The organism is Aquisalimonas sp. (genome assembly GCF_007120195.1).
Taxonomy (GTDB): domain Bacteria; phylum Pseudomonadota; class Gammaproteobacteria; order Nitrococcales; family Aquisalimonadaceae; genus Aquisalimonas.
Genome location: NZ_SKOG01000066.1, coordinates 1 through 12,674 on the forward strand (window position 1 = coordinate 1; position 12,674 = coordinate 12,674).

Annotated in this window: 16 protein-coding genes and 2 pseudogenes; 7 read left to right on the forward strand and 11 right to left on the reverse strand. The window is 61.9% G+C overall.

All coding sequences use genetic code 11. The features are described from left to right. The first annotated feature begins 34 nt into the window (after positions 1–34). The gene (locus tag QZT63_RS05250; RefSeq protein ID WP_290649199.1) at positions 35–520 is read left to right on the forward strand and encodes a GFA family protein; all 486 of its coding nucleotides are present in this window, start codon (positions 35–37) and stop codon (positions 518–520) included. Between the two features lie 186 nt (positions 521–706). On the opposite strand, the gene QZT63_RS05255 is transcribed toward QZT63_RS05250, so the two are convergent. Together QZT63_RS05255 and QZT63_RS05260 are read right to left on the reverse strand one after the other, a co-directional pair. Further along, positions 707–964 carry a hypothetical protein gene (locus QZT63_RS05255; protein WP_290649201.1) on the reverse strand — a complete coding sequence of 86 codons (258 nt, stop codon included), beginning with the start codon at positions 962–964 and terminating at the stop codon, positions 707–709. Between the two features lie 340 nt (positions 965–1,304). Further along, positions 1,305–2,054 (reverse strand): thioredoxin family protein, encoded by a 750-nt coding sequence (locus QZT63_RS05260; RefSeq protein ID WP_290649203.1) that lies wholly within the window; start codon positions 2,052–2,054, stop codon positions 1,305–1,307. A gap of 347 nt (positions 2,055–2,401) precedes the next feature. Between QZT63_RS05260 and QZT63_RS05265 the strand changes: the two genes are divergently transcribed. Further along, the gene (locus tag QZT63_RS05265) at positions 2,402–2,587 is read left to right on the forward strand and encodes a hypothetical protein (protein WP_290649259.1); all 186 of its coding nucleotides are present in this window, start codon (positions 2,402–2,404) and stop codon (positions 2,585–2,587) included. 326 nt (positions 2,588–2,913) lie between these two features. Here the strand turns inward: QZT63_RS05265 and QZT63_RS05270 are convergent, their stop codons facing one another. After that, entirely contained in the window at positions 2,914–3,084 is a 171-nt protein-coding gene (locus QZT63_RS05270; RefSeq protein ID WP_290649204.1) for a hypothetical protein, read from the reverse strand. Here QZT63_RS05270 and QZT63_RS05275 point away from each other — a divergent pair. The 4 genes and pseudogenes from QZT63_RS05275 to QZT63_RS05285 form a co-directional block, all read left to right on the forward strand. Beyond that, a pseudogene (locus tag QZT63_RS05275) lies at positions 3,047–3,163 on the forward strand (transposase); the annotation flags it as partial. The gene QZT63_RS05270 and the pseudogene QZT63_RS05275 overlap by 38 nt on opposite strands. Before the next feature lie 182 nt (positions 3,164–3,345). Further along, a pseudogene (locus QZT63_RS19990) lies at positions 3,346–3,657 on the forward strand (PAS domain S-box protein); the annotation flags it as partial. 48 nt (positions 3,658–3,705) lie between these two features. After that, positions 3,706–4,857, forward strand: coding sequence for a nitrogen regulation protein NR(II) (locus QZT63_RS05280; protein ID WP_290649205.1), 1,152 nt, complete (start codon positions 3,706–3,708; stop codon positions 4,855–4,857). Between the two features lie 202 nt (positions 4,858–5,059). Beyond that, the gene (locus tag QZT63_RS05285; RefSeq protein WP_290649206.1) at positions 5,060–5,437 is read left to right on the forward strand and encodes a response regulator; all 378 of its coding nucleotides are present in this window, start codon (positions 5,060–5,062) and stop codon (positions 5,435–5,437) included. An 11-nt stretch (positions 5,438–5,448) separates the two neighbouring features. Here the strand turns inward: QZT63_RS05285 and QZT63_RS05290 are convergent, their stop codons facing one another. Next, on the reverse strand, positions 5,449–6,081 hold the full coding sequence (locus QZT63_RS05290; RefSeq protein WP_290649207.1) for a phosphoribosyltransferase family protein: 633 nt from the start codon (positions 6,079–6,081) through the stop codon (positions 5,449–5,451). Between the two features lie 187 nt (positions 6,082–6,268). Here QZT63_RS05290 and QZT63_RS05295 point away from each other — a divergent pair, with 187 nt between their 5' ends. Continuing rightward, positions 6,269–8,116 carry an adenosylcobalamin-dependent ribonucleoside-diphosphate reductase gene (locus QZT63_RS05295; RefSeq protein WP_290649208.1) on the forward strand — a complete coding sequence of 616 codons (1,848 nt, stop codon included), beginning with the start codon at positions 6,269–6,271 and terminating at the stop codon, positions 8,114–8,116. A 161-nt stretch (positions 8,117–8,277) separates the two neighbouring features. Here QZT63_RS05295 and QZT63_RS05300 read toward each other — a convergent pair whose 3' ends face one another. The 7 genes from QZT63_RS05300 to QZT63_RS05325 all read right to left on the reverse strand — a co-directional run bounded on the left by QZT63_RS05300 (position 8,278) and on the right by QZT63_RS05325 (position 12,573). Beyond that, the gene (locus tag QZT63_RS05300; protein ID WP_290649210.1) at positions 8,278–8,751 is read right to left on the reverse strand and encodes a Crp/Fnr family transcriptional regulator; all 474 of its coding nucleotides are present in this window, start codon (positions 8,749–8,751) and stop codon (positions 8,278–8,280) included. Positions 8,752–8,787: 36 nt separating this feature from the next. Next, complete coding sequence (locus QZT63_RS05305; protein WP_290649212.1) at positions 8,788–8,928, reverse strand: hypothetical protein; 141 nt, start codon at positions 8,926–8,928, stop codon at positions 8,788–8,790. A 63-nt stretch (positions 8,929–8,991) separates the two neighbouring features. Next, positions 8,992–10,146, reverse strand: coding sequence for a cyclopropane fatty acyl phospholipid synthase (gene cfa, locus QZT63_RS05310; RefSeq protein WP_290649214.1), 1,155 nt, complete (start codon positions 10,144–10,146; stop codon positions 8,992–8,994). Positions 10,147–10,510: 364 nt separating this feature from the next. Next, a complete protein-coding gene (locus tag QZT63_RS05315) occupies positions 10,511–11,134 on the reverse strand; it encodes a response regulator (RefSeq protein ID WP_290649216.1) in 624 nt (207 codons plus the stop codon). A gap of 60 nt (positions 11,135–11,194) precedes the next feature. After that, a complete protein-coding gene (locus QZT63_RS19995; protein WP_366636018.1) occupies positions 11,195–11,413 on the reverse strand; it encodes an ATP-binding protein in 219 nt (72 codons plus the stop codon). 384 nt (positions 11,414–11,797) lie between these two features. Next, positions 11,798–12,301, reverse strand: coding sequence for an Hsp20/alpha crystallin family protein (locus QZT63_RS05320; protein WP_290649218.1), 504 nt, complete (start codon positions 12,299–12,301; stop codon positions 11,798–11,800). A gap of 89 nt (positions 12,302–12,390) precedes the next feature. Further along, positions 12,391–12,573, reverse strand: coding sequence for a hypothetical protein (locus QZT63_RS05325; protein ID WP_290649220.1), 183 nt, complete (start codon positions 12,571–12,573; stop codon positions 12,391–12,393). Positions 12,574–12,674 lie beyond the last annotated feature (101 nt).

Genomic DNA, 12,674 nt, shown 5'->3' on the forward strand with positions numbered 1-12,674 from the left:
AGCGGTTTCTGCGGCCTTCAGGCGAGGTGCAACGATGAAACTCACCGGTTCCTGCCATTGTGGGGTGGTACGCTTCACCTGCGAGTCCAAGGCCCCCTACCCGTTCATGCACTGCTATTGCAGCATTTGCCGCAAAACCGCCGGAGGTGGCGGGCATGCCGTCAATCTGCATGCCGACGCCGAGAGCCTCCGTGTGGAGGGGGAAGAGCACATCACGATCTACAGGGCCTTTATCGATCATCCTGAAAGACAGGAGCGCAGCCAGGGTGAACGGCGCTTTTGCAGCCAGTGCGGCAGCGCCCTGTGGGTCTGGGATCCGGGCTGGCCCGAGCTTATCCACCCTTTTGCCTCGGCCATCGACACGCCTCTGAACCCCGCGCCAGACGGCTACCACATCATGTTGGACTCGAAACCGGCCTGGGTGCCGGTGCCCGAGGGTCCGCACGAGCGGCATTTTCCCGGCTATCCGGACGTGTCACTGATGGACTGGCATCGACAGCGGGGGCTGGCCGAGGAGTAACCAATAAGACATCCCTTCAGCCGGGGAAGTAGCAAGTTCCATCACAACCGTCAGAACACCCGTGAAACGGTTGGCGACGTCCCGCCCGCGCCCGGAACGGGCTGCAGTCCAAGGCAGGACCGAACCACCAACGTCCGGCCAATGACCAGCGGGGCAGCTCCAGTGTTCGAATCGAATTACCGCCGTTCACGTGGACGATAACCGCGTTTCCGCGCGTGTGCCGCTGTCGAACAGATGCAATGACCAGCCTTGCTGCTCATCGTGGCACAGGATGTAGATGCAACCATCATCGGCGCGCACTTTGAAATAACGCTGCTCGGGGGACAACCAGCGATCCAGGATCTCATGGACCTCGAACCAGCGTCTGCCTAGCCGAAATCGGCGGGGGTGCTCGTCGTTGCGGTAACCCGAGTAGGCTTCAACGGTGATCGCCAACGCAGCCATGGGCATTCCCTCCTCCGGCGTACAGGGCGCCAGGCTGGCGGTGTCGTTGCCGGTGACTCGGCGGTATTGATTCTCCTCCTTCTAAAGATAGGCAACATGAACCCGTTTCTCATGCGCTGAAACGACGACAGTGCAGCCGCCCGCGCCATTACACGGCTTCGGTTTGCTCCCGCGGCCCGGCGCGCTGTGGCCTCTAGCAGTCGAAACGCCAGTTCCCCAGCGGCCCTGCACACACCCGGACGCGAGGGTTGTCTTGCAATAGACTTGACGGTCACAGCAATGCGATGCATCCCTGCTCTTGCATCAGCGGATGGTTGGGGAGTCGACTCGGCAGCCTTCCTCAACCTGAATGGCAACCGGCGTTGGCGGAGTCCGTTTCGTCGTACTCGTCGTGGCGCCGCACCCAGTCCATAATCTCCTTCTCGTTGCGACCCTTCGGCGTAATATCAAGGTAGACGAACGCGCCGATCACTTCCTCGTTACCACGTGCGTAGCACGAGTACGTGTGGAACACGATGCCGTCGTCGTCTTTGTAAAAGACGCTCAGGCCAGGCAGTTCGTCGATCTGGTACCTGCTGTCCTCGATGAACTGGTAGTTGTAGTAGAACCTCCCGGCCGCCAGCTCCCGCGGCGAGACGGAGACGTTGAAGTCGAAGTTGAAATCGCTGCCATAGGAAGACACCCAGCGGGCCGTCCAACCCATGCGCTTCCTGTACGATTCAAGCTTCTCGAGCGGTGCCCGCGAGACGCGCACGTAGGCCACGTCGTGGTTCTCGAGGTGCACGATCGCACCTTCGGCATGATCGGCTTCCAGGGAGCAACTCGGGCAACCTGCCTCCCACTCCGGGCCAAACATGAAGTGATGGACAATGAGCTGGCTTCGCCCTCGGAACAGATCAGCCAGCGTTCTCTCACCCTCCGGCGTGTCGAAGACATACGTCTTCTCCACTTTTACCCAGGGCAGTGCCCGCCGTTCGGCGGCAACGATGTCGCGCATGCGCGTGAGCGCCTTCTCGTTCCTGAGGTGCGCCTTGCGTGCGGCAATCCACTCCTCGCGCGAAACGATCCGGGGACGGTCAGTCGGGTTCATGATGCACCTCCCTCGATGCGGTGCTATGGCCTTCGACAGTTAGTCGTCGGGTGGGCGCTGAATTCGACACTTCGGGAGCCCCCAACCGGGTGAGGAAGGTGAGTAAGCGCGTCCATCGGCGTACGTCTTGCGAACCACACCTTCTGGTGGCCAACCAGGTCTTCGATGAAACGGCGATCAAACCAACCGCGCCAAAGGCGACCAACAACATCCAAGTCTCGCAACCCCCTCGCTCCACTATCCCAAACCTTCGCCCCCAAGGCACGCGGGCCTTGATTCAGCCAACCACCTTAAACACTGTTACCCGCGGCAGGCGCTGGCGCTGTTCACCGCCGACGAGACCAAACATGGCCTGGGGCACCTATGAGGAGAAGTTCGAGGCCTACGTCGCAACGGTGCGGGGGCTGCTGGAGCTCGAGCGGGACCGGGAGCGGCGGTCGAAGTACATCGACTTCGTCGACATCTACGGGGGGATGACCGACGTCGTGCGCCTTCGGCACGGTGTGTTTGACGGTGCATTACGCTGGCGCTAATGCCACCCTACGCGGTCCGATCAGGGTCGTTGGCATGCGCGCTGCGTGCCGGAGCCCCGCAGGTTGGCAGTGTCCTCGACCGAGCCTGCGGTCCGGCATACCCTCTGACCTATCGCCCCGTGAGACAATGAAAGCGCGCTCGCCCGCGCCATCTCGACGGCCCTCGATTTGCCCCGCGGATCCGGGGCCAGGGCGGACAGCCGTGCGATGAACTCCCGCGGCTCGAGGTCCACAGGCGTGGTGCGATCAATGTAGGACGCTGTCAATGAGTTCGCCGTTACGAGCGTCCCGTCTCTGTGCCCTCCGATCCCGTTGAGGGCTTCTCGTTAAAAGCGTTGCGCCAGTGGGCCGAGCGGGCTCTGACTCCCGGCCCCCAGGTGACCACCGACGGGGTGCTCGGCTTCGAGGCCCTCGGCCAGCTCGGGCATACCCACCGCGTCGTGCTGGCACCCCGCGGCAAGGCGGGCTACCGAGATCCCGCCGTTTCGCTGGCTCAACACCGTGCTCGGCAACGTGAAGACGGCGCTCAGTGGTACCTACCATACGTTTAGCTTCCGCAAGTACGCCGCTCGCTACGGAGTCTCCCGGATATACTAGCTCCTGGATGTACTACACTGTTCGAGGTACATGTACTAGGCCGTTCGGGGTATATGCAGGCACACACTTAGATAATCCCCACATCACCATACCGATCAGAGATGGACTCGAGGGGATGGAGGATGGCCTTGATCGACGAGACGAACGCTTGGCCAGCTCCCATGGAGGGGTCTCACGATACCGCACTCCTCCAAGCACTCATGGATGACTCCGGTCTGCTGGTAATCGTCGTGGATCGGAATAGCCGAATTCAGCACTTCAATGGCGAATGCCAGCGCGTGACGGGGTTCACGGCCAACGAGGTTATTGGTGAGCCTGTCGAGACAGTCCTCAGCAACCCCGAGGCGCCATCTGGCACTCCGACCAATCCGCCTTCCGGTGACTCCACCGAAGAACACCCCGGGCTCTTGCTCACACGCTCCGGCGCGGGGCGGCCCGTGTGTTGGCGCTACAAGGCATTGCGGGATGAAGCCGGGAGTAGTCACCGCAGTGTGATTATGGGGACATGTATTGACACGGGCGTGCAGCCGGCCGCGGAGGAAGGTGCGTTTCGCGATCACCAGATTGCCCAGACCACCATCGACAACGCCCTCGACGGCATCATCACCGTCGACGACGCGGGAGTCATTCGCTCAGCGAACCCGGCCGCAGAACAAATATTCGGGTACCAGGCTCCGGAAATGTACGGCCACAATATCAGCATGCTCATGCCGGAGCCCCATGTTAGCCATCATGATGACTACATCCGTCGCTACCTGGAGACCGGTGAACGCCGGATCATTGGCATCGGCCGTGAGCTCACCGGACGCCATCGCGATGGCAGCCTGATCGAGCTGCACCTGGCTATAGCGGAAGGCTTTGCTCATGGGCAACGATACTTTGTCGGCTTCACCCATGACATTGGGCCCCGCAAGCGGGCGGAACGAGAAGCCCGCCAGCACCTTGCTCAGTTGGCGCGAACCACCCGCATCTATGCCATGGATGCACTGGCCTCGAGTCTTGCCCATGAAATTCGTCAACCACTCACCGCTGTCTATACGACGGCGCAGGCCTGCCTTATCCTTCTCGACACCGATCAGCAGGAACCGGCTACGCTCAAAGAGTCCCTACGGCAGATTACCCGACAAGCGCGCCGCGCCAGCGAAATAACCGACCAACTGCATCATTTCGTGCAGCAAGGGGAAACAAACGAACTGGCCGAACACGACTGCCTGGCACTGATAGACGACGTGCTGCTACTGCTGGCGCACAAACTCCACGAGGCGGGCGTATGGCCGGAACGGCATTATAATAACCTCAGCCAATGTGGAACAAAGATTAACCGTGTCCTGATCGAGCAGGTAGTGTTCAATCTGATCGACAATGCCATCGATGCCATGCGGGAGACGGCCCCCCCACGGGTGGTTACCGCCGCAGCCTGTCTCAGTGCTTGCGGCTCATGGTGCGAGATCGAGATCCTGGATACAGGGCCAGGGATTCCCGAAGAACACCTGAGCAAACTGTTCACCCCGTATTTCACCACCAAGCCCCATGGGACAGGGCAAGGTCTTGCGCTGAGCAAGTCCATCGTCGAGAAACACGGCGGTCAACTGAGCGCACGGAATCCGCCTGCGGGTGGTGCAGCATTTCGCTTGACTCTGCCACTTGACCAAAAGTGCAGGGGCCATGCGTAACTCTATACCGTCTGTATTCATTGTCGATGATGATGTGGCCATTCCGGAAAGCTTGTCCCTTATCTCTCGGCGCCGGAGTTCATTTACCTCGCGGACATACTCAACCGATAGCCACGTAACGTGACGCCGATCACGGACAGGCCACCCCGAGCCGGCGGATAATTTATGAGCTGGTCAAAGCCTGAGGGTAGGAGCGGCTCATATGGCGAATCCCGTCGTTTACGTTGTCGAGGACGATGAGGCCGTACGCAATGCTTTGGCGCTATTGATCTGCTCTCAGGGCTGGGAGGTTCGGGTCTTCGATTCCGCCTCCGCATTCCTTGAAGCGGGGCTGCCTCCGAAAGAATCTCTCCCATGCCTGCTCCTGGATCTGGACCTTGGCGACATGAACGGCGCCGAGTTGCAGGAATACCTTCAGGCCCAAGAGCACAACCTCCCGACCATCGTCGTAACCGCGAAGCCCGATCACTCACTTGCCCGGCGAGCCAGCGACGCGGGCGCCAGAGCCGTGGTGAGCAAACCGTTCGAGGCGACCGATCTGATTCGGGAAATCGAGCAGGCTCTACGACCGGCGTCGTGAGGCCAGCACGGTTACTGATCGCTCGACTCCGCGAGGATGGACACCACCTGGTCATCGGTGACCTGATCGAATTGACGGAAGAACTGGCCCACGGCCTGGAACGTCTGCGGTGTCAGCGGGCAGACCACCTCGTCGGCCTCGGCGCGCAGCCGCTCGCAGGCGTCCGGCGGCGCCACGCCCACGGCGGCGATTAAACGCGCGGGGCCCTGGGCACGAACGGCTCTCAGTGCGGCAAGCATGGTCGAGCCCGTGGCGATACCATCATCCACCACGATGACAATGCGACCGCCGGGATCGATGGCCTCGCGTACCGGGGTATATCTCTGGCGGCGCTCGCGAATGGTCTGCAGCTGCTTTTTCGCCTCGTGGCGCAGATAGTCTTCGTCGATGCCCATCCGGCGGGCGTGATCGGCCACGTGCACGCTCCCGTCCTCGCTGACCGCCCCTACCGCAAACTCCGGGTTCCCCGGGGCGCCCAGCTTGTGCGCCAGGACCACGTCCAGCTCGCCGTCCAGTGCCCGGGCGATATACGCCGCCATGGGTGCGGCGCCCCGCGGAATGGCCAGCACCAGCGGATTCTGCCCCTGATACGCTGCCAGTTCCCGCGCCAGGCTTTCGGCAGCCTCTTCCCGGTCCTTGTACATCTCGAAGCCCTCCTCAACAGCCAGTACTCCACCCGCGAGGCGGTCCCGCAATGCCCTTCGCGGCGTCACTCCATTCAAGCGCCACTGCAGCCACGGTCAACCCATCACGCAGTTGCCAAGATAGCAAGCGTGCTGGCACCTGTGTTTTGATCGAAATCATCGAAGCGAGCGACAAACGAGTGCCGCGATGGCTACAAGCGATTGGTTGGAAACCGACATCGCCCGCCACATTTGGGCGACCAAGTACCGGTATCAACCTCATGGGCAAGCTGGCGAAGCGGGCATCGAAGCCAGCTGGCGCCGCATTGCCGAGGCGTTATCGGCCCCAGAGGCCGACGCCAGCCACTGGTGCACCCGGTTTCAGAAAGCTCTCAAGGGGTTTCGGTTTCTACCGGGTGGGCGCATCCAGGCTGGCGCCGGAACCGACCGCGACGTAACCCTGTTCAACTGCTTCGTCATGGGTGTCGTCGAGGACGACATGGCGTGCATCTTCAACCACCTCAAGGAAGCGGCCCTGACCATGCAGCGCGGCGGCGGGATCGGTTGTGATTTCTCCACCCTGCGCCCTGCGGGAACGGTTGCCCACGGCAGCGGCACGATTGCCTCGGGGCCCGTGTCGTTCATGCGGATCTGGGACAGCATGTGCGCCACGATCCTGTCCACCGGGGCGCGGCGTGGAGCGATGATGGCAACGCTGCGCTGTGATCACCCGGACATCGAAACATTCATCGACACCAAGAGCCAAGCTGGGGAGCTGACACGCTTCAACGTCTCCGTGCAGGTGACGGACGCATTCATGGAGGCGGTGGAGAACAACGCTGACTGGGCCCTGGTATTCCCTGAAGAGGCACTGGACGGCCCGGCTGAGGGAACATGCGTATACCGGCAGTGGACCGGGCAACAACAGCCGGTACCCTGCCGCATCCTCCGCTGGGTTCCCGCTCGTGAGCTCTGGGAGCGCATCATGCGCGCCACTTACAACTACGCGGAACCCGGCGTGCTCTTCGTTGACAGGGTGAACCACTGGAACAATCTCGGCGATCGCGAGCACATCACGGCGACCAACCCCTGTGGTGAAATCCCGCTACCGCCCTATGGCGCCTGTGATCTGGGCTCGATCAATCTGACCTGCTTCGTGCGGGCGCCTTTCACCAAGCATGCACGGCTGGATTGGCAAGGACTGGAGGCCATAACCGCCACGGCAACCAGAATGCTGGACAACGTGATCGACGTGTCCCGATTCCCGCTCCCCCAACAGGCCGAGCGCGTCCGGGGCGACCGGCGCATCGGCCTCGGGATCACCGGTCTGGGCGATGCCCTCATCATGCTGGGCCTGCATTACGCCAGCGACGACGCCAGGGCTACCGCGGCCAAGGTGATGCGAACGATCTGCCTGAGCGCCTATGGCACCTCCGTCGATCTCGCTCGCACCAAGGGCGCCTTCCTCCAGTTCCACGCGCCGGCCTACCTGGCGCGTCCCTTTGTGCAGGGCCTGCCTGACGATATCCGCGACGGTATCGCCCGCCATGGCATGCGCAACAGTCATCTCATTGCCATCGCGCCCAGCGGCACCATCAGCCTGCTGGCCGGTAACATCTCCAGCGGCATAGAGCCGGTCTACCAGTTCCGACAACAGCGCTGGGTGCTGGACGCCGAGGCGCGCCGCCAGAGCTTCGAACTGACTGACTATGCCTACCGCCTCTGGCGCCAGAGGCATCCTGACGCCATGCTGCCGGCATATTTCGTGGACGCACTGCAGGTGGAGCCAGAGGCTCATCTCGCCATGGAGGCGGCGCTGCAACCCTGGGTGGACAACGCCATATCCAAGACCATCAACGTGCCCCAAGCGTATTCCTTCGAAGCCTTTCGCGATCTCTACAAACGGGCCTATGCGCTGGGCCTGAAGGGCTGTACAACCTATCGTGTCAACGCGGTGAGGGGTGCGGTACTGACGCCGTCGGGCGAAGCGTCAGGCGGGGACAGCGACCCGCAGCCCGAGCCACATTGCTGCAACGTCGAGCGTGAAGCGGATTAACCACCAACTGGAGTCCAGTCATGACAGCAGGCCACGAGAAGACGTCATTATTAGTGCGACCGGGAGGCCGCGCTGAACGGCGATCTGACGGTGCCCGATGGGGCCAGTGGATTTGCAGGTCCATCCTGCGCCGCGGGAGGAAACCATATTGCAGAGCATGCTTACGCGAAGCCCGGCGGATTCCACTCGTCCATCATCCGGCGGCGCGCGGCCTCCAGGCGCTCAGACATGAGGCCGGAGAACTTCTTCAGCACCGCATAACCGAACGCCGGATCTTCCTCGCAATGCGACAGGACGGCGGCGCCGTCGAATTCCAGGATTTCCGTATTCGTTTCGGCACGGGCCTGGAACGTCCATTCGTATGGCGGGATGAGCCACGACCAGCCCACGACCTGTCCCTGGCCCAAGCGCTGAATTTCCAGTGAGGGGCCTGAAATCGCTGGGATCTCGATGAGGATCTCACCGCTTAGCACGAGGTAAAACGCGTCCGCCCCGTCACCTTGACGGAACAACACATTACCTTTCGGGACCAATTGCGTCGTAGCGCAACCGCTTAGGTACTGGATCACCGTTTCATCGAGATCCGAGAAAAATGAGTGCTGCTGTAGCTGCGCGGTAATGTCGGGGTTCGTCATGGCATGGCTCCTGATTCTACGTGCGTTCTTTCCCGGTCAAAGCTCGGCCCAGTCCACGCAGGCAAGGAGCCGGGAGCGTTGATGCTGGGGTTCATTGCGGGCGATCTCCTCCAGGCAGGCCTCGCACATACCAAAGCGTTGTATCCACTTGAAGTCGCTCGTCTCCGGCTGCTGCATCGTCCATCATGGGCGCAGTCCTGCCACAGCGCATTGGTTCCGGGCGCAAGTATCGGTCATGAACTAACTGACCCGCCGGTAGCCGCCCACGAGGCCGCGCTTGGACAGCACCAGCTGCCAGAGCTGCACCTGCCGGGCGCGGAACATACCAGCGCAGCTTAGCAGGTAGTAGCGCCACATGCGGTAGAAGCGGTCGCCGTAGCGGTCCCGGAAGCGCGGCCAGGCGGCCTCGAAGTTCCGGTGCCAAGCCATGAGTGTGTGGTCGTAATCAGCGCCGAAGTTGTGGAGGTCCTCGATCACGGCCAGATCCTCCGCGGCATCGCTAATCTGCACCAACGCCGGGAGGTCCCCGTTTCGGAAGATGTACTTGTCGAGCCAGGGGTCTGGTGCGGCGACGCGCTTGTTCTTGCCGATGGTGTGCAGCATGCATAGCCCATCATCACTGAGGCAGCGATGGACGGTTTCCATGAACGTGCGGTGATTCTTCCGCCCCACGTGCTCCAAGATGCCGATACCAACGACGCGGTCGAAGGTCTCGTCTAACTCGCGGTAGTCCTGGAACCGAAACTCCACGGGCAGTCCCTGGCAGCGCTCGCTGCCCAGCCGCACCTGCTCTTGGGAGATGGTCAGCCCCACGCACTCCACCCCGTAGTGCTCGGCGGCGTATTCCATAAAGCTGCCCCAGCCGCAACCGATGTCGAGCACGCGCATGCCCGACTGCAGGGCGAGCTTGCGGCAGATCAAGTCCAGCTTTGCCCCCTGGGCGTCGTCCAAATTGTCGGCGTTGCGCCAGTAGCCGCTAGTGTAGGTCATGCGCCGGTCCAGCATGGCCTCGTAGAAGTCGTTGCCCAGGTCGTAGTGGGCCTCCCCCACCTGCCGGGCGCGGCGAAGGCTCTGGAGGTTGAGCAGTCGCGCGCGCAGGGAGTGGAAAATCAGCCGCAGCGGTTGGAACTGTTCCTGGATCCCGGACCGCAGCAGGCGGTAGAAGAACTCGTCCAGCTGTTCAACATCCCAGTCGCCGTCCATGTACGCTTCACCCAGCCCGAGGTTGCCGTAGGCCAGGGCGCGCTCGGGGGCGTTGTCGGCGTGGAGCTGGATGTCCCAGGGGCGGTCACCGTTGACGCGGATGTCCGCCCGTTCCAGCAGGTCTTGCATGAGAGGGTCCAGGCCACTGCCGTGACGTTGTGGGCGCAGCCGTGTACTGGTGTTGACTGCCATGGCAACCTCCAATGTATGAGGCTTTGGTATTTGCCCACCGCCGTGGTATTTGCCCACCGCCGTGTTACTGGAGGTGTATTAACGGGCATAGTGTCGCGCCTGGGTTTTACTGTCATGCGTTTCCGTAGGCAATGCGCCGCAAATTTGCCCGGTCAACAACCACGATGTGCTTACCTTTGGCTTGCACAGTATCGTGGTGAAGAGACACCTAGAAATGAGGGGATCCCCGTAATAGCGGGATCGACAGCGCGCTTCGTACGGCTTCGTCGTCATCGACAACAATCGGATTCGCCACCTTCTCCAGCCCCCTGTCCTCGGCTGTCCAAAGCGTGGACGGAGCCTTCGGACGCGTCAGTGAAGGCGGTCATGTCTTGCGTATCGATGATTCCCCGAGGAGCCGGTCCCAGCAGCGGACGAGTTCTGCCGCGGAGCGCAGGCCCAGCTTCCGCATGGCACGACCGCGATGGACTTCCACCGTGCGCTCGCTGATCCCGAGTTCCAGGCCGATCACCATGTTCGTCTTCCCGGCGGCGGCGAATCTGGCCACCTCGAGTTCTCGTGCGCTCAGCGCGGGAAGACCACGCCGGAATGCCTTGTCCCGCTCGTCGCTCGAGAGCTGCTGTTCATGCCGCTTGATGGCGTCCCACACGCACTTGACGAGCTCATTCGTTTCGAAGCCCGGTTTTTGCAGGAAATCCGTCGCCCCCCGCTGGACCGCCCGTACCGCCGTTGGTACGTCGGCTTTTCCGGTAAGGAAAATGACGGGAACCCACCAGCCTTGCGCCTGCATTCGTTCCTGGACCTCGATGCCGTCCATCCCCGGCATTTTCAGGTCCAGCAGGACGCACGCAGGCTCCTCTGGTGCTTCCGTCGCCAGAAACGCCCTGCCGTCGGCAAAGGTACGGGGGTGCAGCCCGGCCAACCGGAAAAGCAGGGACAGGCTCTCCCGAATGCTGGCATCATCGTCGACGATGAATACGGTCGGCATTTCCCAGCCCAGACCACTCATCACGCAGTTGCGGCAGAATGAACCGGAATGCGGCACCCCCTACCGGGACGCTGCTCCGCTGCAATTTTGTCTATCGTGCCTCTCGACAATGGCGCGGCACAACGGCAGGCGCTGGCCCATTCCGGAGAATCTGGTGGTGAAATACGGGGTAAAGAGGGAGTCGGCCTGCCCTTCGGGACGCCCCGGGCCGGCATCCAGAACCGCGATCTCGCACCACGAACGAGTGACGTAGGCGCACGTCACCACCGTACAACACACGCTGTCCTTCCACCTACTTCATGGCGCCGAGGGCGTTGTCGATCAGGTTGTATATCGTCTGCTCGATCTGCGCCCGATTGACCCGGATACGACACTCGCGGTCCGCATAGCGGCGCTCCACGGTCACGCCGGCTTATCCGATGAGGATATGGTTCGAGAGGCAGCGCTCTTTAGTATATACGAATCAAGCTAACATACGCCTTGAAGGCGTCACAGACAAGAGGGGACGCATAAAGGCAAGCAGACGTTCCGCTGGGTTACGGGTCATGCGGGGTGAGCCTGGAAAGTGCGACCCAGAGGAGTATCCGGAGAAATCGATGGGGGTCGTTCAGGAAATAGACGCAGCCCGCCATGTCGATAGCAGGCCGCTACGCTTCAATCGATTCACTTTACCTCGACGCGCCGGCGATGGGATTCCTTGCGCTTCGGTAGCGTGAGCTCAAGAATACCGTCGCTGAACTTCGCCGAGGCACTGTCGGCATCCACCGCTCCTGGGAGTGCCACGGTTCGCGTGAAGGAGCCCTGGGCGATTTCCCGGCGATAATAGTCGCTATCCTCGTCCTCGCTTTCACGCCGGCTCTGCCCCTTGACGGTGACCGTGTGCTCGTTCACGGAAACATCAAGATCCTTGCGTTCGATGCCCGGCAGCTCGGCACGCACCAGGATTTCCTTTTCACGGTCAACGACATCGACTTTTGGTGGCCGCGACGGGGCACTTGCCAGCACCGCGTCCCACAGCGGGAACTCCGCCAGCATCGAGCGCCGCGGCCCCCCGAAGAATCGATCGAAGAGTTGTTCGACGTCCTCCAAAGGGTTCATGCCACGTGCCGTGGACACCGGTTTACGCGCCTCCGGGCTCGGGGTGGATTTCTGCGGGGTGTTGGCCATGGAAAAAGCCTCCGTCTCGGGGAGTCAGGGTCAGCTAAGCAGTGAAGAAGGCGATGCCCCGCCGACCGTCAAGGGCAATCGCCACGACATCAGCCTATACCCGGCATCCCGCCATGGCGTTGATACTTGTCAACTGACGCCGGATTTCCGGGGACCCAGCCCCAGGTTGCCGTGGCCAAGGCGCGCTCGGGGACGTCGCCGGCGTGGAGCTGGATGTCCCAGGGACGGTCACCGTTGACGCGGATGTCCGCCCGTTCCAGCAGATCCTGCATGAGACGGTCCAGGCCACTGCCCGTGCGGCTTGGGTGCGCAGACGGATCATGGCGTTGGCCGACATGGCAACCTCCACCACGGTGCAGTGCAACCTGATCCA